Source organism: Mesorhizobium sp. WSM4813, assembly GCF_055811555.1.
The window spans coordinates 80293-105008 of the sequence record NZ_JBVVQU010000011.1 but is presented as its reverse complement, the minus strand read 5'-3'; the positions used below and the strand labels follow the sequence as shown (position 1 = coordinate 105008).

Here is a 24716-nt window from a genome sequence, read left to right as displayed (position 1 = left end):
CGCGGTTCGCTGGGGGCAAGGTCGCCTGAGTGAATCCTCTTGAGCCAGCAGGGCATGGGCCAAATAGGGTACAGCAAATCACCCCGGTCGCCGTGATTCCGCCCGATTGGCTTGTTGACTAATGTAATAACATCACATATCCAATCGCCGCCGTACCAGTCGTGCCTCCGGATCGTCACATGACCAAAACCTGCCTGACCTTCAGCGACCTGACGCTGGGCTACAACAGCCATCCGGCAATCCATCATCTCGATGGCACGATCCGCCGGGGATCGCTGACCGCCGTCGTCGGCGCCAATGGCTCGGGCAAGTCCACCCTGATGAAGGGTATCGTCGGCGTGTTGAAGCCGATGGCCGGCACGGTTGTCCGGGCGCCCGGCGTGCGCGCCGCCTATCTGCCGCAGCAGTCGGAGCTCGACCGCTCCTTTCCGGCCAGGGTCGTCGATCTGGTTTCGCTCGGGCTGTGGCCACGGCGCGGGCTGCTCGGCCGCTATACTAAGGAAGATCGCGATTCTGTCAGCCAGGCGCTGATGGCCGTCGGCCTCGGCGGCTTCGAGAAGCGCCCGATCGACACGCTGTCGGGCGGCCAGCTGCAGCGCACACTGTTTGCCCGCGTGCTGCTGCAGGATGCCGATCTCATCCTGCTCGACGAGCCGTTCAACGCCGTCGACACCAAGACCGTCGGCGACCTGATCGCACTGATCAAACGCTGGCATGGCGAGGAACGCACCATCATGGTTGTCGTCCACGATCTGAAGCTGGTGCGCCAAAATTTCCCCGAGACGCTGCTGCTGGCGCGCCAGCCAATCGCCTGGGGCGAAACCAAGGAAACGCTGCGGCCGGAAAACCTGTTGCGCGCGCGCCGCTTCCACGAAGCCTGGGAGGAGAACGCGCCCTGGTGCGAGCCCGACAACCATGAGCACAGTGATCACGTTGACGATCCTGGGCACGACCATGGGCACGACTATCATCACGGCTCCGGGCCGAGGGCGGCATGATGGACACGCTCTACGGTCTTTTCATCGCTCCCTTTGCCGATTTCGCCTTCATGCAGCGGGCGCTTGCCGGGTCGCTGATGCTGTCGCTCGGCGCCTGCCCCGTCGGCGTCTTCCTGATGCTGCGGCGCATGAGCCTTTCCGGCGACGCCATGGCCCACGCCATCCTGCCGGGTGCTGCCGCCGGTTTCCTGTTCTATGGGCTGGAGATCCTGCCGATGACCATCGGCGGGTTGATTGCCGGCATCATCGTGGCGCTCGGCGCCGGTGCGGTCTCGCGCTTCACCATCCAGCGCGAGGACGCCTCGATGGCGGCCTTCTACCTGATTTCGCTGGCTATCGGCGTGCTGATGGTGTCGATCCGCGGCTCCAGCGTCGATCTCATGCACGTACTGTTCGGCACCGTGCTGGCACTCAACAATGAAGCGCTGACACTGATCGGCGGCATCGTCGTGGTTACGCTGGTCAGCCTTGCCATCTTCTGGCGGGCGCTGGTCGCCGAATGTCTCGACCCGCTGTTCCTGCGTTCGGTCAGCCGGTTGGGCAGCCCGGTGCATTTCATCTTCCTCGGCCTGGTCGTTCTCAACCTGGTCGGCGGCTTCCAGGCGCTCGGCACGCTGCTGTCCGTGGGGCTGATGATGCTGCCTGCGGCCGCCGCCCGCTTCTGGACCATGCGCGTCGAGCCGATGTGCGTGCTGGCGGTGCTGATTGGCTTTGCCTCTTGCGTCGCGGGGCTGCTCTTGTCCTACCACGTGTCGCTGCCTTCCGGCCCGGCCATCATCCTGTCCGCCGGCGTTGTCTATTTTGCCTCGATCCTGTTCGGCACGCGCGGCATCCTGCGGGCCCGTATTATCCATCACCGCCACAGAACCGCCTGATCCCAACAGAGGAGAACTGTCCATGCTGAAATCGATCCGCGCCGCCTTGGCAGTGGGCGTTATAACATTAACCGCCTTTGGCGCGTCGTCGGCCCTCGCGGAGCCGTTGAAAGTGGTCGCCAGCTTCACGATCATTGGCGATTTCGCCAAGAATGTCGGCGGTGATCGCATCAATCTGACCACCATCGTCGGGCCGGATGGCGATGCCCATGTCTACGAGCCGAGTCCGGCGGACGCGGTGGCAATGGCGGGTGCGGATGTGGTGCTGGTCAACGGCCTGCATTTCGAAGGCTTTCTGCAGCGCCTAGTCGACGCCAGCGCCACCAAGGCGACGATTGCTGTCCTGACTGAGGGGGTGACCCCGATAAACTTCAAACCCGAATTCGCAGATGCCGACGCGGCTGAAGGCGAAGACACCGATCCGCATGCCTTCCAGTCGATCACCAATGCCAAGATCTATGTGAAGAACATCACCGACGCCTTCTGCACCGCCGACGCCGAGGGTTGCGACAGCTACAAGGCCAATGCCGCAGCATATACCGAAAAGCTCGATGCGCTCGAGGGCGAAGTGCAGACGGCGATCCAGTCGATCCCGCAAGAGAAGCGCGTGGTCATCACCTCGCATGACGCCTTCGGCTATTTCGAGAAGGCCTATGGCCTCACCTTCCTGGCCCCCGAAGGGGTCTCGACCGAGTCGGAACCTTCCGCTGCCGACGTCGCAAAGCTGGTCAGCCAAGTGAAGCAGGACAAGGCGGCGGCGGTCTTCATCGAGAACATCACCAACGCGCGGCTGATCGAGCAGATCGCCAGCGAGACCGGCATCAAGGTGGGCGGCACGCTCTATTCGGATGCGCTGTCGCAATTCGACGGTCCGGCCTCGACCTATATCGACTTGATGCGCAACAACATCGCCCAGATCAAAGGCGCGATCCTCGGAAGCTGAGCGGTCGACGCCGTCCGCTCAGTCGGGCTTGCGCACGTGGGGCAACAAAATGCTACAGCGTCCTTTGTCGATCCCAGGACGCGCGGTGCTGTAGGTAGCCCGGCTGGATTTCCCGCATGAGAATGTCTATCTGCGCAGCGGGATTTCTTTTTGCACGGATTGCCGCCCAGGCCTGGGAGTGGCAAGATTCCGCCCCTGGCCAGCAGGTATCGAACATTGCGAGGACGCCATCATGGAATATCGTCAGATCACCGAGGACTACTCGGTCGCGGGTCAGATCCAGCCCGATGAGGTCGCCGCCATCAAGGCCGCCGGTTTCAAGAGCGTCATCTGCAACCGGCCTGATGACGAGCAGCCCGGCCAGCCATCAGCGGACAGTGTCAAGGCCGCGGTCGAAGCTGCCGGACTCGCTTTCCGCTACATCCCGGTCATCAGCGGCCAGATCACGGCCGAGAATGTCGAGGACCAAGCCGAGGCGCTCGATGAACTCGAAGGCCCGATCTTCGCCTATTGCCGTTCCGGCGCGCGCTGCACCAACCTTTACGGGCTGATCCAGCAATCGAAGGGCTAAATCGGTAGCGCGCCGGTTTCCTTCAGCGTTTCCAGTACGATCGCCGTCTTCACATGCTGCACGGATTCGTGCGGCAGCAGCACGCCGTTGACGAACTCTGACAACGACTTCAGGTCGGGCGTCACCACCTTCAGGATGTAGTCCATCTCGCCGGTCAGCGCGTGCGCTTCCTGTACTTGCGGCAGTCGCGCCACCAATTCGCCGAAGCGCTGTGCATTGTCGCGGTTGTGGGTGGCGAGCGTCACCGAGATAACGTTGACCAGCGAGAAGCCGAGCTTGTCGCGGTCGAGCACAGCCCGATAGCCCCTGATGTAACCGTCCTCTTCCAGCCTCTGGCGCCGGCGCGAACATTGCGACGCCGACAGGTTCACCCGTTCCGAAAGATCGTTGTTGGTCAGCCGCGCGTCGCCCTGTAACAGAGCCATTATCTTGCGGTCAAACTGATCAACGCGCGCATAATCCATGGATTCCTCTCTATACGTGCACAGTTCGCGCATAACTCAAGCATTTAAAGCGTTTGAATGCAAGCACCATGCGCCCGTTCCGCGCTATGATTACCGGAAATGGCCCTTTCCGGCCACGGAGCTTTTTGGAGGACAACACTATGGGTCCCTTCCCGCACGACGCACCGCCCGCAAAGATCAGCAAGGCCAATCCCGCCGGCACCGACGGCTTCGAGTTCGTCGAGTTCGCGCATCCCGAACCGGAAAAGCTCGCCGAGCTTTTCACCCGCATGGGCTATGTACCGGTAGCCAAGCACCGCACCAAGGACATCACCGTCTGGCGGCAGGGCGACATCAATTATGTCGTCAATGCCGAACCCGGCTCGCATGCGATGAAGTTCGTCGACAGGCACGGCCCCTGCGCGGCCTCGATGGCCTGGCGGGTGGTCGACGCCAAGCACGCGTTCGACCATGCCGTCGCCAAGGGCGCCACACCCTATGATGGCGTCGACAAGGCGCTCGACGTGCCGGCGATATCAGGCATTGGCGGCTCGCTGCTTTATTTCATCGAAACCTACGGCGAGAAGGGCTCGGCCTACGATGCCGAGTTCGACTGGCTGGGCGCGCGCGACCCGAAGCCGGAAGGCGTCGGCTTCTATTATCTCGACCACCTCACCCACAACGTCTACCGCGGCAACATGGACAAATGGTGGGATTTCTATCGTGACCTGTTCGGCTTCAAGCAAATCCACTTCTTCGACATCGACGGCAAGATCACCGGGCTGGTCAGCCGCGCCATCACCTCGCCCTGCGGCAAGATCCGCATCCCGCTGAACGAGTCCAAGGACGAGACCAGCCAGATCGCCGAATATCTGAAGAAGTACAATGGCGAAGGCATCCAGCACATCGCCGTCGGCACGGACGAGATCTACGGCGCCACCGACAGACTGGCCGCCAACGGGCTGAAGTTCATGCCAGGCCCGCCCGAGACCTATTACGACATGTCCCATGCCCGCGTACACGGTCATGACGAACCGATCGAGCGCATGAAAAAGCACGGCATCCTGATCGATGGCGAAGGCGTGGTCGACGGCGGCACGACCAAGATCCTGCTGCAGATCTTTTCAAAAACCGTGATCGGCCCGATCTTCTTCGAATTCATTCAGAGGAAGGGCGACGAAGGTTTTGGCGAGGGCAATTTCCGCGCTTTGTTCGAATCGATCGAGCAGGATCAGATCAAGCGCGGGGTAATCAAGGTGGACGGCAAGGCGGCGTAGCCAGTTCGGCCGAGGTGCCTTGTGGTTTGATCAGTTATGACCTAAATTCTGGTCATAAGAGGTCTGACCATGAATGTTCCGATGGCAAAAGCGAAGGCCCAACTCTCTGAGTTGGTGAAACGTGCCCAGGCCGGCGAAGAGATCCATCTGACGCGGCATGGAGAGGTGGTGGCGACCTTGAGCGCGCCCGCCCGGGCTGGCGGGAGCAAGGGCCTTTTGGGGGCCCTGAAAGGCCAAATTCGGATATCGGATGATTTTGATGAACTCGGTCCCGAATGGGACGAGTACATTAAATGAGCCGCCAATATCTGGTGGATACTCATATTCTGCTTTGGGTACTCAACGCAGACTCACGCCTTTCGGACCACCATCGCGACATCTTTCTTGCGGGCGAGGATGTGGTCGTCAGCGCCGTCTCGGTAGCAGAGATCGCCATCAAGAAATCGCTCGGCAAAGTCACGCTCACAGGCAACATAGTGGAAATCTTGCGATCGAACGGCATTCCGATCCTCAGTTTGAATGAACTACACGCGGCGAGGCTTGAGCATTTGCCGCTCCATCACCGCGATCCTTTCGACCGTCTGCTCATCGCGCAGGCTCAAATTGAAGGCCTGACGTTGGTCACTGCGGATCGGCATTTTTCAGCCTATGACGTTGCGTTGGTTTGATCATTCCAGGTTCAGCCGCTCGACCTCCGCTTTCCGCAGCTTCAGATCATAGTCCAGGAAGAACTCGTCGAGCTGCGGCGGCTTCACCGACGTGCCGCACAGCATGGCATGCACCTGGCCGCGATGGTGGATGTCGTGGATGAAGAGGTGGGCGACCAGGTCGCCGATGCGCTCCGGTATTTTTCCGTCCTCGCGCCGGTCGGTGATGACGCGGCGATCGAGATCCTCTTCCGATAGCCTACTGCAGAAAGCAATCAGCCGGCGATCAGCCGCGACCTGCGCGGCGTAGAGCGCCTGCGGCTCATCGAACGGCACGAAATCGTCATGAGCCGCGGCGCCTACGCCGCCCTCCTCCAGGAAATCGAGATAGAGGTGATCAACCGCCAGGATGTGATTGAGCGTTGCGCTGATCGACGGGAAGAAACTGGTGCGCTCGGCTTCGAATTCACCCGGCTTAAGCTGCAACACGGCGCGGTAGAGCCGATCATTCGACCAGAGGTTGTTGGCTGCCATGCGGCGGAAATGGTTCAGCAAGTCCATGGCTTCACTCCGCTGACTGGACCAAAGTCACGCCCGCCCACAGAAGCGCAAATCCGGCGAGAACGATCAGCAGAAGCCGATTCATGCGCCGCCGGATGGCTTGCGTTTCCTGATCCCGCGCGACGTTGATGTTGGTGACGGTGTGGAACATCATTGCGTTGCGCGGAAAGCCGCTGCGGTTGGTAAGGCCGGGCGAACGCGCCTCGATGCGATAGCTCAGCCGGATCGCCTGGATGAAGATCGCCAGCATGACAAGAGCCCAGACACCGCACAGAAGATAGATTGTCCCGCCTGTCATTCTCTTATGCCCCGTATTTCTCGACCTTCTGCTCGATCGCACCAAAAATCGAATGTCCGGTCCTGTCCTTCATCTCTATGCGTACCGTATCGCCAAAGCGCAGGAACGGAGTTGTGGGTTCGCCGGTTTCGATCGCCTCGATCATACGCAACTCGGCAATGCAGGAATAGCCGGCGCCGCCCGCCGAGACCGGCTTGCCCGGGCCACCGTCGAGCTTGTTGGAGACCGTGCCCGAGCCGATGATGGTGCCGGCGGCCAGCGGCCGGGTTTTCGCGGCATGTGCAATCAGCGCCGGAAAATCGAAGGTCATATCCGCGCCCGCGTTCGCCCGGCCAAACGGCTTGCCATTGAGATCGACCAGCAGCGGCAGGCTGACCTTGCCGCCATCCCAGGCTTCGCCGAGACCGTCCGGCGTTACCGCGACGGGCGAGAAAGCAGAGGACGGCTTTGATTGGAAGAAGCCGAAGCCCTTTGCAAGCTCTGGCGCAGTGAGGGAGCGCAGCGTGACGTCATTGACCAGCATGACCAGCCGGATCGCGGCCCTTGCCTCATCGAGACTTGCGCCGATCGGCACATCGTCGACAATGACGGCGACCTCCGCCTCCATGTCGACGCCAAAAGCCTCGTCGACTATCCGGATCGGGTCGCGCGGCGCGATGAAAGCGTCGGAGCCGCCCTGATAGATCAGCGGATCGGTCCAGAAGCTTGCCGGTATCTCGGCGCCGCGCGCCTTCCGCACCAGCTCGACATGGTTCACATAGGCCGAGCCATCCGCCCATTGGTAGGCGCGCGGCAGCGGCGAATGAGCGTCATGCTCGTGAAAGCGCGCTGACGGCACCGCATTGTTCTCCAGCGATTCCGCCATGGCGGCGAGATGCGGGGCGATCCGGCTCCAGTCGTCGAGCGCCGCCTGCAGCGTTGGCACCAGAAACGAGGCATCCGTGAACCGCGTCAGGTCGCGCGAGACGACGACCAGCTTTCCGTCGCGCGTCCCGTCCTTCAATGTGGCAAGATTCATGCGGTTTCCTCTCCTGATGCGGCTTTGGTGCCGCTTAATCCCACAACAAGGCCGTCGCGGGCGATCGTCAAGTCGCCGGCCCATGTTTTCCTGACGGCGGCAATCCAGTCGGCCTCGCCGATCTCGGGATCGTCGGCCGGAATGAGGTGGTTGAGAACCAGTCTTTTGACTCCTGCATCACTGGCAATGCGCCCCGCGTCCTCAGCAAAAGTATGGCTGGCGAGCAGATGCTCTCTCAGCCGCGCGCCGTTGCCGGTTTTCGCGACGAGCCGCTCGATGCCTTCTTCCAGCATGGCTTCATGGACGAGGATGTCGGCGTCTTTGGCGAAATCGGCCAATGGCGGAAAAAATGCCGTATCGGCGGAGAAAACCACGCTTTGTCCGGCATGCTCGAAGCGCAGCGCAAAGCAGTCGGTCACCGGCGGATGGTCGACGCGCAGCGCTGACACCATCAGGCCGCGCTCCTCCATCACCCGGCCTTGGCCGAATTCGATGATCGAAACCATCTCGAGAATATCCGGCCGGCCTTCGTCGACGATGCGTATCTCGATGTCGAATTCCATCGCCTGGCAAAAACGCTGCCAGTAATGGCCGGTGCCGGGCGGGCCGAACACGGTGATCGGCGTCGCCAGACCCGCGGTCCAGGCGGTGTGGATCAGCGGACCGAGTTCCAGCACATGGTCGGAATGCAGATGGGTGATGAAGACCAGGTCGAGCGCCTTCAGACTGATGCCGGCGTCGGCCAGCCCGCGCGTTACGCCAAGCCCGCAATCGACGACGATGGTGCGGCTGCCGATCTCCAGTAGCGACGAGCTCGGCCACGGCCCGCCCGGCCGGAGCGCCGGGCCGCCCTTCGAGCCCAGCAGCACCAGCCGATCCCGCGTTGGATCAGCGCTCAAGACCAGTCGCCCTCGGGCGTGCCGTTGAAGCGCTTTTTCAGATCGGCCCAGCAGTCGATGTAATTGTCCTGCCGGGTTTCGACCTCGGCGGCGTAGCGGGTCAGCATCTGCGGGAATCGGGTTTCGAACATGAAGGCCATGGTGTTGTCCAGCTTGACCGGTTTCAGCTCGGCGCGCGAGGCCTTTTCGAAGCCAGACGCGTCAGGCCCGTGAGCCAGCATCAGATTGTGCAGGCTGATGCCGCCCGGAACGAAGCCCTCCTCCTTGGCATCGTACTGGCCGTGGATCAGGCCCATGAACTCGCTCATGATGTTGCGGTGGTACCAGGGCGGGCGGAACGTGTTTTCGGCCACCAGCCAGCGCGGCGGGAAGATGACGAAGTCGATGTTGGCGGTGCCCTCCTCGCCGCTCGGTGCGGTCAGCACCGTGAAGATCGACGGATCGGGATGGTCGAACAGGATCGCACCAACCGGCGAAAAGGTTGCAAGATCATATTTGTAGGGCGAGTAATTGCCGTGCCAGGCCACCACGTCCAGCGGCGAATGATCGAGTTCAGTGACGTGAAACTGGCCGCACCATTTCACGATCAGCCGGCAAGGCGTCTCCTTGTCCTCGAACCAGGCGCAAGGCGTCTTGAAATCGCGCGGATTGGCCAGGCAATTGGCGCCGATCGGGCCACGATCCGGCAGCGTCAGCTTGGCACCGTAATTCTCGCAGACATAGCCGCGCACTGTTTCATCGGCCAGTTCGACCTTGAAGACGAGGCCGCGCGGCAGCACCGCGATCTCGCCCGGTCGCAATTCGATGACGCCCATCTCGGTGACGAGGCGGAGCGCCCCCACCTGCGGCACTACCAGCAGCTCACCGTCGGCGTTGAAGAAATGGTCGTCGACCATCGAGCGGTTGGCGACATAGACATGCGCCGCCATGCCGGTCTGGCCGAGCACGTCGCCGGCGGTGGTGATGCTGCGGATGCCGGCAATGAAGTCGGTCGGCTCGGTCGGCATCGGCACCGGGCTCCAGCGATATTGGCCGAGCGCCAGTTCGTGATCGCCGACATTCGGCGCGCTCTTCCATAGCGGATAGCTCGCCGGCTTGAAGCGGCCGGTGTGCCTAACGCTCGGCCTGATGCGATAAAGCCAGGAGCGCTCATTGGTGCCGCGTGGCGCGGTGAAGGGCGAGCCGGAGAGCTGCTCGGCATAGAGTCCATAGGCCGGCCGCTGCGGCGAATTCCGCCCCTGCGGTAGCGAGCCGGGCAAGGTTTCGGTTTCGAAGTCGTTGCCGAACCCCGGCATGTAGGAAAAATCCATAGTTTCCTCCCGAATCCACAGTGCCAGAGCGGCCTTTGCGCGTCCACGAGTGCGCGCCGCGCTCTGAATTGACCAAACTGGTTTCATTTGTAACCATTGAAAATGTAACCATCAACTGACTTAAAAGATGCGGCGGCTGCGAAAATGACGACCAAGCGCGAGACCTCGGATGAACTGGAAATTCTCGAGCTCGAAAGCTTTCTGCCCTACCGGCTCTACCGGCTCGCCGATGCCGTCAGCCGCGAATTCTCCAGGATTTACAAAGATCGCCACGGCCTGACGCGGCCCGAATGGCGCACGCTGGCCGGCCTCGGCCAACACGGCAGCATGACCGCAACAGCGCTCGGTGAGCAGTCCGCCATGCACAAGACCAAGGTTTCGCGCGCTGTTGCCGAACTCGAACGGCGTCGCTGGCTCACGCGAAAACCGGATGAAAATGACCGCCGCATCGAGCACCTGACGCTGACTGGAGCGGGCCTTGCCGCCTATCGCGAGATGGTGCCGCTGGCAAAGGCGTTCGAGCGGGAATTGCTGGCAAAGCTCAGCGCTGGCGAGCGCGCGGCGATTGTCAGCGGAGTGGCCGCGCTGGAAGCGGTGTTGAGCAAGGGCTAGCGCCCTGGATCCTCCGAGAACAACAGCGTGGATTGGCTACCGTGGCCAATGTGCAAACGGCCGCTCGAGTGATTAAATCGCAAGTGGCTTAAGAATGGTGCGGCCAGTCCATCCGGCAATGAGCCGGTGCTGACCATCGCGTCTATTTCAGCGATGGTCTTAAGCAGCACCTTCTCGATTTCCGTCGTTCGGCGACTACGCTCAGAAAACAGCGACCGCTCCAGCAAATCCGGCCGACGTCGGGCGACTTCCGTGAATACCAACCTCATGTTGTCGTATGATCGACCGTCCAACTGTTCCAGAGCAGCCACCAGAAGCTCAAGTAATTGGTGCCGCTTCAAAGTAGCGTCCTTGCTGGTCGTTTGCACGGGCGTAACCTGGTAGGTCCGGGATTACCAGTCCATCACCACCTTGCCGGAATTGCCGCTCTTCATCGCCTCGAAGCCGGCGATGTAGTCGTCGATGCCGATGCGGTGGGTGATCAGGCCGCTGATGTCGAGCGGGCCCTGCACCAGCGCGATCATCTTGTACCAGGTCTCGAACATCTCGCGGCCATAGATGCCCTTGAGATGCAGCATCTTGAAGATGACCTTGTTCCAGTCGATCTCGAAGCCGGTCGGCGCGATGCCCAGAATGGCGATCTTGCCGCCATTGTTCATGGCGTCGATCATGTCGCGGAAGGCGGGTGCGGCGCCCGACATTTCGAGGCCGACGTCAAAACCTTCGGTCATGCCGAGCGCCGGCATGATATCGCGCAACTTTTCCTTCGACGCGTCGACCACATGCTGGACGCCGAGTTTTTTCGCCAGCGCCAGCCGCACCGGGTTGATATCGGTGATGACCACTTTTCGCGCGCCGACACATTGAGCGACGAGCGCACCCATGATGCCGATCGGCCCGGCGCCGGTGACCAGCACGTCCTCGCCGACGAGATCGAAGGACAATGCAGTGTGAACGGCATTGCCCAAGGGATCGAAAATTGCGGCGATCTCGTCGGGCACATCGTCGGGAATCGGCACGACATTGTGCTGCGGGATCGCCAGATATTCGCCGAAGGCACCCGGCCGGTTGACGCCAACGCCGAGCGTGTTGCGGCACAGATGCCCCCTGCCCGCCCGGCAGTTGCGGCAGTGGCCGCAGACGATGTGGCCTTCACCCGAAACACGCTGGCCGATCTTGTACTCGGTCACCGCCGCGCCAAAGTCGGCGACCGTCCCGACGAATTCATGCCCTGTTACCATCGGCACCGGCACGGTCTTCCGCGCCCACTGGTCCCAATTGTAGATGTGGACGTCGGTACCGCAGATCGCGGTCTTCTTGATCTTGATCAGAACGTCGTTCGGGCCGATTTCCGGCACCGGCACTTCTTCCATCCAGATGCCCGGCTCGGCCTTGGCCTTGACCAGCGCCTTCATCATGTTCGACATTCTTTTGTCCCCAGAACCCTTGGTCGCTTGAATCTCTTGATCCGGAATCGCTTTTCGGTTCCGGCTGTTCAGGAAATCACTCCGAGTTCGCGCCCGACTGCGCCGAATGCCTCGACCGCACGGTCGATGTCGGCGCTGGAATGGGCGGCCGACATTTGCGTGCGGATGCGCGCCTGGCCCTTCGGCACCACCGGAAACGAGAAGCCGATGACATAGATGCCGCGCTTCAGCATGCGCGCCGCCATCTCCTGCGCCAGTGTCGCATCGCCCAGCATGACCGGGATGATCGGATGATCGGCGCCGGCAAGCGTAAAGCCGATCTTACCCATTTCAGACCGGAAGCGCGCCGCATTGGCATAGAGACGCTGACGCAGCGCATCGCCATTGCCGATCAGTTCGAAAACCCGGATCGAGGCGCCGGCGATCGCCGGCATCAGCGTGTTGGAAAACAGATAAGGACGCGAGCGCTGGCGCAACCAGTCAACCACCTGGCTCTTGGCCGATGTGTAGCCGCCCGACGCGCCGCCCAATGCCTTGCCGAGCGTGCCGGTGATAATGTCCACCCTGCCCTCGACGCCACAATGCTCGGCCGAGCCGCGGCCGTTCCTGCCAACGAAGCCGACTGCATGGCTGTCATCTACCATCACCATTGCATCGTACTTCTCGGCGAGATCGCAGACGCCCTTCAGATTGGCGATGATGCCGTCCATGGAAAATACTCCATCGGTGGCGATCAGCCGGAAACGGCAATCCATTGCCTCCTTCAGCCGCGCCTCCAGATCGGCCAAGTCGTTGTTGGCGTAGCGGAAGCGCTTCGCCTTCGACAGCCGCACACCGTCGATGATCGAAGCGTGGTTCAGCGCGTCGGAGATGACCGCATCCTCCTCGCCGAGCAGCGTCTCGAACAGGCCGCCATTGGCATCGAAGCACGAGCCGTAAAGGATCGTGTCCTCCATGCCGAGGAAGCCAGAAATCGTCGCCTCGAGCTGCTTGTGCTCTTCCTGCGTGCCGCAGATGAAACGCACCGACGCCATGCCATAACCATAGCGGTCGAGTGCCTGCTTGGCGGCGTCGCGCAATTCGGCGCTGTCTGCGAGCCCGAGATAATTGTTGGCGCAGAAATTCAGCACCTTTTCGCCGCCGACCTCGATCTCGGCCGACTGCGTCGAGGTGATCACCCGCTCGGATTTGTAGAGGCCGGCCGATTTCAGCCCTTGAAGCTCGCTGTCGATATGGGAGAGGAATGCCGCGCTCATGATCAGGCCCTGTTGAGATTGAATGGACTGTCGCCCCACGCGGACGAAAAATCCACCGCAAAAGCGACCGCTTCGGTGATGCGACGGCCAGTGACCAGAATGCCGCCCCAGAATGCCGCCAAATGGCGGATGCTCAAATGCAGCTGCCGCGCGAAAGAACGCGATAACCATTTCGCGAGCTTTCCACCGCTGGCGCTGTCGCAGCTCTGTCGACTTCCAGAGCTGTTAACACTTTCAAGCCAATGGTTCTCACACCTAACAATCTGCCGGCGAGAGGGACCGCCCCAGAAAATGTCGCAGCAACAGGCGCAAACCATTTCGGGCAGGCTCGTACTGTTGATCAAGGCCGGCTATTGGCTGGCGCTGCTGATCATTGCAGCCATGGTGATGGCCTCCTTCATCCTTCTCCAGCAAATGATGGCTGCCCAGCGGCACGACGATACGCTGCTCGATATTGTCGGCATGCAAAAGACGCTGTCGCAACGCATTGTCTTCCTTGCCAACGCGGCAGGTGCTGCTTCGCGCAACCAGCAACCGGCTCTGGTCACCGCATTCAAACAGGCCACGGCGGAGTTCGAGAGGAACTATGACCTTCTGCTCGAGCGGGTCGTCGCCGACCCGGCGTCACCGGCAAGGTTCGATCCGAAATCAGTCGAGAGCGTGCTTTTTGCCAAGCCGTTTCATCTCGATTACTTCTCGGTCGGGCTTATCGCCAACGGCCAACGCCTGGTTTCGGCGTTCGAATCACGACTCGGTGTGGCCGATAATGGCGGCTACAAGGGCGGCGGCGAACGCGTCAACCTCGACGCTTCCATCGCCAATGCGACCCTGTCGGGCTATGCGGCACTCGGCCTGCGCATCAGCGCCCATGCCGATGCGCGATCGGAAACACTTCTCGATCTCCATCGAACGCTGTTCTACACCACCATCGGCGTCATCGTGCTGGTGGCACTTTTCATCTTCAGGCCGATGTCGAACGCCATTCTGCGCAAGACGCATGAACTGATCGATGCCCGCAATTCCATGGCCTTCATCGCCGTGCATGACGGCCTTACCGGCCTGCACAACCGCACCTTCCTGACCGACCATTTCGATACGCTGATCAAGGGGGCACAGCGTCGGCGGGAGCGGCTTGCGGCGGTCCACCTCGACCTCGACCGGTTCAAGCAGATCAACGACACGCTTGGCCACGCCGCCGGCGACTATGTGCTGGTGGTGACGGCGCAGCGCATGCGCGATTCCTGCCGAGCATCGGATCTCTGCGTGCGTCTCGGCAGCGACGAGTTCGTAGTGATCCTCAATGGCGCCGGCGGCACCGAGGACATCAACATGGTCGCCAGGCGCGTCCTGACGCAGATCAACGAACCGATCGTATTTCAGGGCACGACCATCCTTCCGGGCGCCAGCGCCGGCGTCGCCGTCTATCCGATCGACGCCGACAATGCGCAAGATCTGCTCGTCCATGCCGATCTCGCGCTCCACTCCGCCAAGAAGCAGAGTGGCGGCAGCATCTCATTCTTCTCCGAGGAGTTGCGGCATGAACTCGATTTCCGCAAGCAACTCGAGCATGACATTAGGATCGCGATCGCGGAGAAGGCGTTCCAGGTTTATTTCCAGCCACAGGTTTCGCTGTCGAACGGCACGATCGGCGGCATCGAGGCGCTGGTTCGCTGGGAACATGCCGAACGCGGCATGATCGCCCCGGGCGAGTTCATTCCGGTTGCCGAAAAATGCGGACTCATGCCTGCGATCGGCCGCATTGTCATCGCCAAGGCAATCAGCGCGGCGGCCGAGTGGAACCGCGCCGGTGTCGCCTTTGGACGGCTCGCCGTCAACGTGTCCGGCTCCGAATTGCGTGAGCCCGATTTCGACGCCTTCCTCTTCGGCGTGCTGGAAAAAACTGGCCTGCCGCCAGAAAAACTTTCGCTGGAAATCGTCGAATCCGTCATTCTCGACGACGAGAAGACCGGCATAGCGGCAAAGCTGAGGCACATTCGCGCCGCCGGTGTTCATCTCGAACTTGATGATTTCGGCACCGGCTACGCGTCGCTCAGCCACGTCAACCCGAACGAGATCGACCGGCTGAAGATCGATCGACGCTTCGTCCAGAATATCAATGAGAACGACGACAACACCAAGATCGTGCGGGCCATCACCGAACTCGCCCGCGGCCTCGGCATCTCGATCGTCGCCGAGGGCGCCGAAACCGAGGCCGAGCTCGATTCGCTGATGGCGATCGGCTGCGACCAGGTGCAGGGCTATTCCATCGCCTTCCCGATGCCGCAGGACAAGGCACGCGAATGGCTGGTCGCGCGGGCGCCGAAGAAAGCCAGACTAACGCTGCTGCGGGGAAGCCGGGCGTAAGGCGCCAGCCTTGACACGCCTCTTCGGAAATGGCGGCCTGACGGGTGAGTCCGGCTAAGGCCGATCTGCCGCTGACTGCCGCAACGGTGGCAAATTCTTCAGCGGATTGAGCATCGGCACCCCGAGCGGTGCAAAATGACGCTCGTTGTCCGTCAGTAGCGTCAAACCGTGGACCTCGGCCGTAGTGGCAATCGCTATGTCATCGAACCCTGGCCGATGCGCCCTTGCCCGATCAAGGATGGACCCGGCGGCATGTGCGGCACGCAAATCGAAGGGAAGAACCCTCTCTCCATAAAGGTGCTCGACCGCTTGCCACCAGTTGCGTAGCAAATTCGCCTTTGTCGTCGCACCCTCGCGCTCGGCCTTCGCTATCCCTGCAGCGATTTCGGATACACTGACAACGGACAGGAACAGGTATTCGCTGGCTTTGTCGAGCCATGTTGGCAGCGCTGCCCGATCAACCTTCTTGGCCGGAGCGATTGCCGAGATGATGTTGGTATCCAGCAGAAACATCAGGACCAATCAACCGCGTTACAACGCAACCTTGCGAACCTGTTTGCGAAAACGGGGAGGAATATCGCCTTTGTCACCAGGAAAAGCCGCTAGCAATTGTCCGAAGCTAGGCACCCGCGACAGCCGTTCGTAGTCTTCGAACGACAGGATCACGGCCTGCTTACGCCCGTGACGCGTGATGACGGCAGGTTCTCCCGCGACGGCCTGATCGACCACCGCCGAAAGCATAGCCTTGGCATCCTTCAACTGAATTTCGCGCATGCTGCTGTCCTAGTTTGTGACCATTGTGGTCATATAACATCTTGGACCCACTGAAACATTGCGTTCGGCAATTGGGATCAATCGACATTCGACCGCAGCAGCGTGCGCGGCGCGCAGGTCGGTCCGACTTGCCTGGTGGCTCTCCGTACGGAGTTCGGCTGCGCGCCACCAATCCAAAGCGATCCTCAGATCCTCAGGCCGAACCTGATGCCGTCATAGATTGCGGCGTGAATGTTGCGCGAGGCGACCGCATCGCCGATGCGGAAGAGCACGAAACCGCCTTGCGGATTGCGCGCCGGGAAAATGTCGCCCCCATTGACCAGCCGCTCGTAATCGACCGCGCCGCCGTTCTTCGACAGCGGTTTCAGTGCGCGATAGAGATCGTCGAGCGGCAAGGTGCCGTGCTCGACCACCACCTGATCGACCCGCCGCTCGCCGCGCCAGCCGTCAGCGAAGTCTGAGCCGAGCTCCGCAACCAGTTGATTGCCCTCGCGCCGCACCGAACGCAGCCGCGTGTTGATGGTGATGGTGACGCCTTTTTCCTGGAAGGCGCGCATATAGGGCACGTGGTTCATGCCGCCCATTTCCGGGGCGAAGAAGCGTTCGGGCGAAACCAGCTGCAGCTTTGCACCGCTATTGGCGATCAGCTCGGCCGCACCCATGCCCTGATGGCCGCCATTGTCGTCGTAGAGCAGCACGTTTTCAGCCGGCTTGATGCTGCCGGCCATGATATCCCAACTCGACGTGACGAGATTGTCGCCTGCCGCCAGCGGCGGGTTCTGCGGCAGGCCGCCGGTGGCGACCACCACCACGTCCGGCGACAGCGCCAGAACATCGTCCTTCTCTGCCCAGGTGTCATAACGGATCTCGACGCCGAGCCGGTCGAGCTCGGCCAGTCGCCAGTCGACGATGCCGATCAGTTCCTTGCGGCGCGGGTTCTGCGTCGCCAGACGGACCTGGCCGCCGGCCTGGCTCGACGCTTCCAGCACCGTCACCTGGTGCCCGCGCTCAGCCGCGACGCGCGCCGCCTCCAGACCGCCGGCCCCAGCGCCGACAACGACCACGTTTCGCTTCGGTCCCTCGGTCCTCGGGATGATGTGCGGAACATCAGCCTCGCGGCCGGTTGCCGCATTGTGAATGCACAGCGCCTCACCGCCCTCATAGATACGGTCGAGGCAATAGGTGGCGCCAACGCAGGGGCGGATTTCGTGCTCGCGGCCCTCCATCACTTTCCGAACGATGTGCGGATCGGCAATGTGGGCGCGGGTCATACCGACCATGTCGAGCTTGCCGGTGGCGATGGCGTGACGCGCGGTGGCGACATCGGCAATCCGCGCCGCATGGAAGGTCGGGAATTTCGTCGCCGCCCTCACCTCGCCGGCGAAGTCGAGATGCGGCGACGACCGCATGCCGGTCACCGGGATGACCTTGGTCAGCGCGGCGTCGGTTTCGATCGAGCCGCGAATGATGTTGAGGAAATCGACCTTGCCGGAGCCGGCCAGCCGTCTGGCGATCTCGACGCCTTCCTGCTTTGACAAGCCTTTTTCGAAGTCCTCGTCGGCGACCATGCGGATGCCGACGACGAACTTGTCGCCGACTGCCGCCCGCACCGCGTCGAGCACCATGCCAGTGAAGCGCAAGCGGTTGTCGAGCGAGCCGCCGAAATCGTCGTCGCGCAGGTTGGTGGCCGGTGACCAGAACCCGTCCATCAGATGGCCGTAAGCCTCGAACTCGATGCCGTCGAGGCCAGCGGCCTGGCAGCGCTGGGCGGCGGCGGCGTAGTCTGCGACGATGCGCTCTATATCCCAGTCCTCGATGGTCTTGGGAAAGGCGCGGTGTGCCGGCTCACGCACCGGCGAGGCGGACAATACCGGCAGCCAGTCGGCCTTGTTCCAGCCGGTGCGGCGGCCGAGATGGGTAATCTGGATCATCACCTTGCAGTCATGCTCGTGGCAGGCATCGGCGAGCTCGGTGAGCCACGGCACGATGCGGTCGTCATAGACATGCAGATTGCCGAAAGCGGCCGGACTGTCGCGCGAGACGATCGCCGAGCCTGCCGTCATGGTCAGCGCCATGCCGCCTTTGGCCTTTTCAGCGTGATAGAGCCGGTAGCGCTCTTTCGGCATGCCGTCCTCGGAATAGGCCGGCTCATGGCTGGTCGACATGACCCGGTTCTTCAGCGTCAAATGTTTGAGCTGATAGGGCTGGAGAAGCGGATCGTTGGTGGTCATCGTCTTCCTGCTGTTTCAAATTGTGCTAAAGAGCGGCAAATTTTTGTTTTCGCGCATGTCGTATCCCAAACCGCTGCGCAGTTTTGGGTGACGTGCAGCAAGGAATCCGCCCATGACCGATACGAAGAACCTTACCCAGCTCGGGACCAACGTCGAGGCGCCACAGAACCCTGAAGCGGCAGTCCTGGAAACCGTGCCGTTTTCGCGCGGTGACGCGCCGCCGGCCATTGTTCGCTTCACCTGCCCGGAATTCACCTCGCTCTGCCCGGTCACCGGCCAGCCGGACTTCGCCCATATCGTCATCGACTATGCACCCGATACGCTGCTGGTGGAATCGAAGTCGCTCAAGCTGTTCATGACCTCGTTTCGCAACCATGGAGCGTTCCATGAAGAGTGCACCGTCATGATCGGCCGCCGCATCATCGCCGCGACCAAACCACTGTGGCTGCGCGTTGGCGGCTACTGGTATCCGCGCGGCGGCATTCCGATCGACGTGTTCTGGCAGACCGGCGCGCCGCCCGAAGGCGCATGGCTGCCCGACACCGGTGTTGCGCCCTATCGCGGGCGCGGGTGAGCCTGAGTTTCTACGGAACGTCCGTTGCATCAGTTGAGCGGCAGCCGCCGGTAGCGGCCAGGATTGTTCGGGTCGCTGAAATGGCCCATCGGCCCGTGCTCGGCGAAGTGCCCGGCCCAGCACTTCATCGCAGCGGGGTCAAGTTCGACGCCCAGCCCGTTGCCCTCCGGCACACGCACCGTATTGCCGGTCTGCCGGAACGGCCCGTCCTTGATGACATCGCCGATCTGCCAGCGAAACAGCGACTGCGATGCTTCGGTGATCCACGGCGTCGCCGCGACGACGTGCAGATAGGCCGATGTCATGATGCCGAGATCGTTCGAATAGCACCAGAACCCCTTGCCCATCGCCTCACAGGCGGCAATGAATTTCAGGGTTTTGGACAATCCGCCGAGTGCTGCGAAATTGCAGACAAAGTAATCCGGCGCACCGAGCGCGACCGCTCGTCTGAGATCCGGGATGTGCGTGGAAAACGGAATGCGCGAGTGCTGGCGCAGCGCCGCCATCTCCTCGAAGGTCGCGACCGGATCCTCATAATTGCGGATGTTGAACGGCTCGATCTCGCGCAGCACCCAGCGCGCCGTGGTCAGCGACCACTGCATGTTGGAATCGAGTTTGATCTGCGCCTTGTCGCCAAGCGCCTCACGCAGCATGCGCACGGTCCTGATCTCGAGCGCGGGATCGCCCATGATCAGCTTACCCTCGAAGATGGTCGAGCCATGCTCCTCGCGCATCTTTAGGCAGTACTCGACGATCGCCTCGGACGTCATCTCGCCACCCGCTCCGCCCTGCGCGGTGCGGAACGAGAAATATTCCGAAAACGGAATGTCCTTGCGCACAGCGCCGCCGAGGACTTTGTAGAGCGGCATGCCGAAGACCTTGCCTCTGATGTCCCACAGCGCCAGTTCGACGGCGCCGAACGCCACGGAGGCGGCATTCTCGCCGGTGTTGGCGGTGATCTGCCAGGGCGGCACGCAGCGCGCCTCGCAGTCGGCGATGTCGAGCGGATCGGCGCCGATCAGCGCCGGCGCGATCTCGACCTTGATCACCTCGCCGAAATGCCACCACGGGGCCTCGCCCAGTCCGACCACGCCTCCGTCCGTTTCGACCTCGATGATCGACTTCGAGGCGCCGCCGTAGAGACCAGCCGTCCACCAGAACGGGGCGTCTAGCGGAACGTTGACATGGGTGACGCGGATGTTGGTGATCTTCATCGGTTCGCTTTCACTCGCACTGGTACTGGCTGAGCGCCCATTCGCCGGTCACCGACAGAAGATCCGTGACCTTCCAATCGTCATCGATCTTCTTGAGTTTCCATTCCAGCCGGTGCGGATTGCCGGCAAGGACAAAGGCGACGACCACCTTGGCCTCGTCGCCCTTGACCGCTTCAACAGTCTTCAGGCTCTTGTCGATCTCGGCCCTATCGTACGCCGCATTGTCGAGCGCCATGTTGGGATCGAGGCACTCGCCCTGCCCCGATTTCCGCAGCGCATCGCTTTTGTCGAGCACCGACTTCGCCGGATCGGCGAAGTGGCTGCGCTGGGCCGGATCGAGCTCGAGCCCGGCATGCTCGTAGAACGGTTTCACCACCGCCGTTGGCGAACCCGGCCGCACCGGCGCGGTCGGTTCATTTTCTGCGGCCGGCGGAGTGGCAGGTGCCGCATTGTCGGCCGGCGCGTTTGCGGGTGGCGCACCGAACAGGTCCTGAGCAGCGGTGCTGCTCAAACCCGCCGCCAGCAGGCACACAGTCACCAGGGCCAGGACGCGGGCCATGGCATCACTCCGGGGCCTGGCCAGCGAGGCATTCGAGCGCACTCAGCGTCCAGCCGCTGGTCTTCGAGGTGATGTCGGCGACCTTCCATTTGCCGTCAACCTTCTTCAGCGACCAGACCATTTCGCGTTTGGAACCATCGCCTTCCGGGAAAAGGTTGAACGTCACTGTCACACTGGCGCTGTCGCCATCCACCGCTTCAGACAGCTTCAGCGTCTTGGCGACGGTCTTCTCGTCATAGTCCTGCGCGTCGAGACCGGGGGCGAAGTCGATGCAAGGCACTTCGTCCGGCTTGTTCTTCTGTGCCTGGTCGTTGAGGTCGAACAGCTTGGTCACCGGCTCGGTGAAACGGTCGCGGTATTTCGCATCGGCCTCGAACTTGACCTCGGGCATATAGAAGAATTTCACCGCATTGGATGCCGGCCCGGCCAGGGCGGCCGCAGGCGCTGCGATCGAGAGAGCGGCGGCAAGCACAGTCAGTCTCATCCGATAATCTCCAGGCTTTCGTGGTGGGAACCGTTCAATACCACGAATCCTGCATTCCGGCTTTTTTGCAGCCCATGAATCCGCCCCATGAAATCCAAGGGGGCGTTAACTCAGCCGCCCGCCCTTGGGCGTTAACTCAGGCGTCCAGCCAGACGTTCTGGAGATCCATTTCGAAAGTCTGGTGGACAGCGTAATTCTTCACCTTCTTGTTCATGTGGCTATACAGCTTCTGCCAGAACGGCTGAATGATGACGCCCGAATCCTGCAGGATCTGCTCGACGTCCTTCATCACCTCGCGGCGCTTCTCTACGTCGATGAGCGAGAGGGCCTGCTTGAGCTTGGCATCGAAATCAGGATTCGAATACGCCGTTTCATTCCAGGCCTCGCCGGTGCGATAGCCGAGCGCCAGCACCTGAACGCCGAGCGGGCGCATGTACCAGATGGTCATGGAATAGGGATATTTCGTCCAGTCGTTCCAGAAGGTCGACCCCGGCAGCACCGTGCGCTTCACCTTGATCCCGGCATCGCGCAGCTGGCCGGCAATCGCATCGCCCGTGTTCTTTTGCCAATCGTCCTCGACGGTGATCAGTTCATGCTCAAAATCGGCCTGTCCGGCCTCGGCCATCAGCGCCTTGGCGCCCGCCGCGTCGCGTCTCTTCTTGGGCAGCGGGTAGTATTCCGGATGGATCGGGCTGACGTGGTGGTTTTCACCTGGGGTGCCGCGCCCGGCGTAGCCAAGTTCGAGCACCGCGTTGTTGTCGACGGCCATTTGCAGCGCGTTGCGCACCCGCTGGTCATCATAAGGCTTGTGCGTGATGTTGGTCCGGGCAACGAGCGTGGTCGCTGTCGCGACCTCCGATTTCACCAGATCCATCTGGTCGAGGATGTCGATGAAGTCGGCGGGTGTTTCGAAATTGACGTCGATCTCGCCGGATTCGAAGGCATTCACCGAGGCGTTGAAGTCAGTGCCGTAGTCGATGAATTCGACGCTGTCGAGCGGCGCTTCACCGCCCCACCATTTGCCATTCTCGCGCCGCTTGACGACCGCGTTCTGGCCGACCGAATACGACACAAGTTCGAAAGGCCCGGTGCCGATCGGCTTGGCGATAGGATCGGCGCCGTCGGCATCGAATTTGCGGTGGACGACGAGCGCCGGATAGTCAGTGAAATTCGGGATCAGCGAGATGTCAGGTTCGTTCAGCTTCAGCTTGACCGTGTTGTCGTCGACCCTGGTGATCGCGCCCTCCTTCGCCTTGCCGGTTTTTGCGTCGATCAGCGCACCGACGCGCGCGGCCATCGAATTGCCGGAGGCTTCCTTCTCGCACCAACGCGTCAGATTGTAGACGACATCATCGGCGTTGAAAGCGTCGCCGTTGTTCCAGGTGACGCCCTTGCGCAGATGCAGCACATATTCGGTGGCGTCATCGTTGACGTCCCAGCTTTCGAGCAGGACCGGCTCGAATGTGAACTGGCGGGTGTAACGGACAAGCGGCTCGAGCCAGCAGCGCGAAATATTCGCAAGTTCCACCCAGTCGTAAGTGCGCGGATCCTTCTGCGCCTTCACCGACATCGATAGGCGCAGCGTCCCCCCTTTCTTCGGCTCTTCGGCCAAAGCCTGTTCCGGCATCGCAAGACCGATCATACCGTAGGCAAGGGCAGTCGATGCCCCGAACGTGCTTGCCAGCGCCAGAAATTCGCGCCGATCCATCCGGCCTGAGCGGGCCTCCTTAGCCATCGCCTCGATCGCATTCGGCACGCGATCACCGTTGCTTCTGAAGAGTGCCATTTTTTCCTCCCTTATGGTTTCGTCGGGTCTTCGCCCTTTGCATCAACTAACGCTGTCAGGCAGCTTCCCCTCGCGGCGCGCGATGAAGTCTGTCAGGCCGTCGGCGATGCCCTCATCGAGCTTCGGCTCCTCATAATCCGCGAGCATGTTGCGCGCTTTCTCGCGGCCGCGCGTGTCGTGGTCCTTTGCCCCTTCAGCCTTCCACTGTTCATACGAATTGAAGTCCATGATGCTGGGCATGAAGAAGGCGGACTCGAAATGTTCAAGCGTGTGCTGGGTGCCGAGGAAGTGGCCCTGCGGCCCCACCTCGCGGATCGCCGCCATCGCTTCCTTGAAATCGTCGAACGGAAGGCCGCCTGCGTATTTGTACCAGCCAATAAGCTGTTCGCAGTCCGTCGCAAATTTTGAATAGCCGCAGGTCAGGCCGGCCTCGAGCCATCCGGCGGAGTGCCAGATGTAGTTGGCGCCGGCAAGGATGGCGGCATGCATCAGCATGTTCGCCTCGTAGCCCGCCTGGGCATCGTTCAGCTTCGACCCGACATGGAAGCCCGACGTGCGCCATGGCAGCCGGTATTTCCGCGCCAGCGCCCCCATCAGATACATCATCTGGGCGGCCTCCGGCGTGCCGCCCATCGGAGCGCCGGTCTTCATGTCCACCGTGACCATGAATTGTCCGTAGATCTGCGGAGAACCCGGACGCAGGAGCTGCGTGAACGCGACGCCGGCCAGCGCTTCCGCATTGACCTGCGCGACCGCTCCCACGGCAGAGGCGGAAGTCGAGGCGCCGCAGAGAGCGAAGGGCGCGAGAATCAGCGGCTGGTTGTGGCGCGCATAGACCTTCATCGCGTCCAGCATGGTGGCGTCCCAGACGAGCGGCGAATTGCAGTTGGTGATCGCCACCAGCACCGAATTGTCGCGGACATAGTCCTCGCCGAAGACGATGCCCGCCATCGCCATCGTGTCTTCGGCTCGCTCCTTCGAGGTGACGATGCCCATGAACGGCTTGTCTGAGTGCTTCAGCGCCGAATGGATGATGTGGAGGTGACGCTTCGGCACCGCAATTTCCATCGGCTCGCAGATGACCGAGCTCGAGGAATGCAGCGCCGGTGCCATGTAGGCGAGCTTGTGGAAATTGTTGAGATCGGCGAGCGAGCCGTAGCGCCTGTTGTTGTCGAGGTCGCGCACATAGGGTGCGCCATACATCGGCACGAAGATGGAGTTCTTGCCGCCGACGCGGACGGTACGCTCGGGGTTGCGGGCATTGAGGGTGAATTCTGGTGGGACCTTGGAGACCAGCTCCATCAAGAGCGCACGGTCGATACGGACGCGCGTCTCGGAGACATCGGCTCCGGCGGCCTTCCAGAGGGCGATCGCCTCGTCGTCGCGGAACTCGCAGCCCACCTCTTCGAGGATCGAGAGCGATTCCTGGTGGATTAGCTCAACCGCCTCGTCAGGGACCATCTGATAGGCGGGAATCTGGCGCACCAGCGTCGGGAACGAGGCTATGGGAGCGCTCCTCAGCGCCTTGCGTCCAAGGCGGCCGCCGCCGCGGCGGTGGGTTTGCTCGGTTAATTCAGCGGCCGGTGCGTTCATGG

At 61.7% G+C, this 24716-nt stretch carries 28 protein-coding genes; 10 read left to right on the top strand and 18 right to left on the bottom strand.

Annotation, left to right across the window (positions count from 1 at the left end):
- Positions 1-179: 179 nt before the first annotated feature.
- From aztA to AC0L25_RS08775, 4 genes are all read left to right on the top strand, one after another.
- Positions 180-998 (top strand): zinc ABC transporter ATP-binding protein AztA, encoded by an 819-nt coding sequence (aztA, locus tag AC0L25_RS08790; RefSeq protein ID WP_473595130.1) that lies wholly within the window; start codon positions 180-182, stop codon positions 996-998.
- On the top strand, positions 998-1873 hold the full coding sequence (gene aztB / locus AC0L25_RS08785) for a zinc ABC transporter permease AztB (protein WP_473595155.1): 876 nt from the start codon (positions 998-1000) through the stop codon (positions 1871-1873). Before aztA ends, aztB begins: the two co-directional genes overlap by 1 nt.
- Before the next feature lie 22 nt (positions 1874-1895).
- Entirely contained in the window at positions 1896-2816 is a 921-nt protein-coding gene (gene aztC / locus AC0L25_RS08780) for a zinc ABC transporter substrate-binding protein AztC (RefSeq protein WP_473595129.1), read from the top strand.
- A 232-nt stretch (positions 2817-3048) separates the two neighbouring features.
- Positions 3049-3387 (top strand): protein tyrosine phosphatase family protein, encoded by a 339-nt coding sequence (locus AC0L25_RS08775; protein WP_473595128.1) that lies wholly within the window; start codon positions 3049-3051, stop codon positions 3385-3387.
- Here the strand turns inward: AC0L25_RS08775 and AC0L25_RS08770 are convergent.
- On the bottom strand, positions 3384-3851 hold the full coding sequence (locus AC0L25_RS08770) for an Lrp/AsnC family transcriptional regulator (protein WP_473595127.1): 468 nt from the start codon (positions 3849-3851) through the stop codon (positions 3384-3386). The genes AC0L25_RS08775 and AC0L25_RS08770 overlap by 4 nt on opposite strands.
- Before the next feature lie 140 nt (positions 3852-3991).
- Here AC0L25_RS08770 and hppD point away from each other — a divergent pair, with 140 nt between their 5' ends.
- The 3 genes from hppD (at position 3992) to AC0L25_RS08755 (ending at position 5775) form a co-directional block, all read left to right on the top strand.
- A complete protein-coding gene (gene hppD / locus AC0L25_RS08765; RefSeq protein ID WP_473595126.1) occupies positions 3992-5107 on the top strand; it encodes a 4-hydroxyphenylpyruvate dioxygenase in 1116 nt (371 codons plus the stop codon).
- Between the two features lie 81 nt (positions 5108-5188).
- The gene (locus tag AC0L25_RS08760; protein ID WP_473595125.1) at positions 5189-5404 is read left to right on the top strand and encodes a type II toxin-antitoxin system Phd/YefM family antitoxin; all 216 of its coding nucleotides are present in this window, start codon (positions 5189-5191) and stop codon (positions 5402-5404) included.
- Positions 5401-5775: a type II toxin-antitoxin system VapC family toxin gene (locus AC0L25_RS08755; RefSeq protein ID WP_473595124.1), complete on the top strand. Its 375-nt coding sequence runs from the start codon at positions 5401-5403 to the stop codon at positions 5773-5775. The genes AC0L25_RS08760 and AC0L25_RS08755 overlap by 4 nt, the downstream gene beginning before the upstream one ends.
- Here the strand turns inward: AC0L25_RS08755 and AC0L25_RS08750 are convergent, their stop codons facing one another.
- The 5 genes from AC0L25_RS08750 to hmgA are packed head-to-tail and all read right to left on the bottom strand — an operon-like array spanning position 5776 to position 9840.
- Entirely contained in the window at positions 5776-6315 is a 540-nt protein-coding gene (locus AC0L25_RS08750; protein ID WP_473595123.1) for a DinB family protein, read from the bottom strand. It abuts the gene before it with no gap.
- Positions 6316-6319: 4 nt separating this feature from the next.
- Positions 6320-6613, bottom strand: coding sequence for a hypothetical protein (locus AC0L25_RS08745; protein ID WP_473595122.1), 294 nt, complete (start codon positions 6611-6613; stop codon positions 6320-6322).
- A gap of 4 nt (positions 6614-6617) precedes the next feature.
- The gene (locus tag AC0L25_RS08740) at positions 6618-7631 is read right to left on the bottom strand and encodes a fumarylacetoacetate hydrolase family protein (RefSeq protein WP_473595121.1); all 1014 of its coding nucleotides are present in this window, start codon (positions 7629-7631) and stop codon (positions 6618-6620) included.
- Entirely contained in the window at positions 7628-8530 is a 903-nt protein-coding gene (locus tag AC0L25_RS08735) for an MBL fold metallo-hydrolase (protein ID WP_473595120.1), read from the bottom strand. Before AC0L25_RS08735 ends, AC0L25_RS08740 begins: the two co-directional genes overlap by 4 nt.
- Positions 8527-9840, bottom strand: coding sequence for a homogentisate 1,2-dioxygenase (gene hmgA / locus AC0L25_RS08730; protein ID WP_473595119.1), 1314 nt, complete (start codon positions 9838-9840; stop codon positions 8527-8529). The genes AC0L25_RS08735 and hmgA overlap by 4 nt, the downstream gene beginning before the upstream one ends.
- Before the next feature lie 174 nt (positions 9841-10014).
- Between hmgA and AC0L25_RS08725 the strand changes: the two genes are divergently transcribed.
- The gene (locus AC0L25_RS08725) at positions 10015-10452 is read left to right on the top strand and encodes a MarR family winged helix-turn-helix transcriptional regulator (RefSeq protein WP_473595154.1); all 438 of its coding nucleotides are present in this window, start codon (positions 10015-10017) and stop codon (positions 10450-10452) included.
- Here the strand turns inward: AC0L25_RS08725 and AC0L25_RS08720 are convergent.
- The 4 genes from AC0L25_RS08720 to AC0L25_RS08705 all read right to left on the bottom strand — a co-directional run bounded on the left by AC0L25_RS08720 (position 10449) and on the right by AC0L25_RS08705 (position 13272).
- Entirely contained in the window at positions 10449-10820 is a 372-nt protein-coding gene (locus AC0L25_RS08720; protein ID WP_473595118.1) for a hypothetical protein, read from the bottom strand. The two genes, AC0L25_RS08725 and AC0L25_RS08720, sit on opposite strands and share 4 nt — an antisense overlap.
- 24 nt (positions 10821-10844) lie before the next feature.
- Complete coding sequence (tdh, locus tag AC0L25_RS08715) at positions 10845-11879, bottom strand: L-threonine 3-dehydrogenase (RefSeq protein WP_473595117.1); 1035 nt, start codon at positions 11877-11879, stop codon at positions 10845-10847.
- A 68-nt stretch (positions 11880-11947) separates the two neighbouring features.
- On the bottom strand, positions 11948-13135 hold the full coding sequence (locus AC0L25_RS08710; RefSeq protein WP_473595116.1) for a glycine C-acetyltransferase: 1188 nt from the start codon (positions 13133-13135) through the stop codon (positions 11948-11950).
- A gap of 2 nt (positions 13136-13137) precedes the next feature.
- The gene (locus AC0L25_RS08705) at positions 13138-13272 is read right to left on the bottom strand and encodes a hypothetical protein (protein WP_473595115.1); all 135 of its coding nucleotides are present in this window, start codon (positions 13270-13272) and stop codon (positions 13138-13140) included.
- Positions 13273-13426: 154 nt separating this feature from the next.
- Here AC0L25_RS08705 and AC0L25_RS08700 point away from each other — a divergent pair, with 154 nt between their 5' ends.
- Positions 13427-15499, top strand: a complete 2073-nt coding sequence (locus AC0L25_RS08700) for a putative bifunctional diguanylate cyclase/phosphodiesterase (RefSeq protein WP_473595114.1) — start codon at positions 13427-13429, stop codon at positions 15497-15499.
- Positions 15500-15553: 54 nt separating this feature from the next.
- Here the strand turns inward: AC0L25_RS08700 and AC0L25_RS08695 are convergent, their stop codons facing one another.
- The 3 genes from AC0L25_RS08695 to AC0L25_RS08685 all read right to left on the bottom strand — a co-directional run bounded on the left by AC0L25_RS08695 (position 15554) and on the right by AC0L25_RS08685 (position 18504).
- On the bottom strand, positions 15554-16012 hold the full coding sequence (locus tag AC0L25_RS08695; protein ID WP_473595113.1) for a PIN domain-containing protein: 459 nt from the start codon (positions 16010-16012) through the stop codon (positions 15554-15556).
- 18 nt (positions 16013-16030) lie between these two features.
- Positions 16031-16273: a type II toxin-antitoxin system Phd/YefM family antitoxin gene (locus tag AC0L25_RS08690; protein WP_473595112.1), complete on the bottom strand. Its 243-nt coding sequence runs from the start codon at positions 16271-16273 to the stop codon at positions 16031-16033.
- Positions 16274-16458: 185 nt separating this feature from the next.
- Positions 16459-18504: an oxidoreductase gene (locus tag AC0L25_RS08685; RefSeq protein ID WP_473595111.1), complete on the bottom strand. Its 2046-nt coding sequence runs from the start codon at positions 18502-18504 to the stop codon at positions 16459-16461.
- Positions 18505-18616: 112 nt separating this feature from the next.
- Here AC0L25_RS08685 and queF point away from each other — a divergent pair, with 112 nt between their 5' ends.
- The gene (gene queF, locus AC0L25_RS08680) at positions 18617-19078 is read left to right on the top strand and encodes a preQ(1) synthase (protein WP_473595110.1); all 462 of its coding nucleotides are present in this window, start codon (positions 18617-18619) and stop codon (positions 19076-19078) included.
- Between the two features lie 29 nt (positions 19079-19107).
- On the opposite strand, the gene AC0L25_RS08675 is transcribed toward queF, so the two are convergent.
- From AC0L25_RS08675 to AC0L25_RS08655, 5 genes are all read right to left on the bottom strand, one after another.
- The gene (locus AC0L25_RS08675; protein WP_473595109.1) at positions 19108-20292 is read right to left on the bottom strand and encodes a mandelate racemase/muconate lactonizing enzyme family protein; all 1185 of its coding nucleotides are present in this window, start codon (positions 20290-20292) and stop codon (positions 19108-19110) included.
- 10 nt (positions 20293-20302) lie between these two features.
- Positions 20303-20851, bottom strand: coding sequence for a YqhG/Tai3 family protein (locus tag AC0L25_RS08670; RefSeq protein WP_473595108.1), 549 nt, complete (start codon positions 20849-20851; stop codon positions 20303-20305).
- A gap of 4 nt (positions 20852-20855) precedes the next feature.
- The gene (locus AC0L25_RS08665) at positions 20856-21335 is read right to left on the bottom strand and encodes a DUF3828 domain-containing protein (RefSeq protein ID WP_473595107.1); all 480 of its coding nucleotides are present in this window, start codon (positions 21333-21335) and stop codon (positions 20856-20858) included.
- Between the two features lie 136 nt (positions 21336-21471).
- Complete coding sequence (locus AC0L25_RS08660; RefSeq protein WP_473595106.1) at positions 21472-23121, bottom strand: ABC transporter substrate-binding protein; 1650 nt, start codon at positions 23119-23121, stop codon at positions 21472-21474.
- Between the two features lie 42 nt (positions 23122-23163).
- The gene (locus AC0L25_RS08655; protein WP_473595105.1) at positions 23164-24714 is read right to left on the bottom strand and encodes a trimethylamine methyltransferase family protein; all 1551 of its coding nucleotides are present in this window, start codon (positions 24712-24714) and stop codon (positions 23164-23166) included.
- Positions 24715-24716 lie beyond the last annotated feature (2 nt).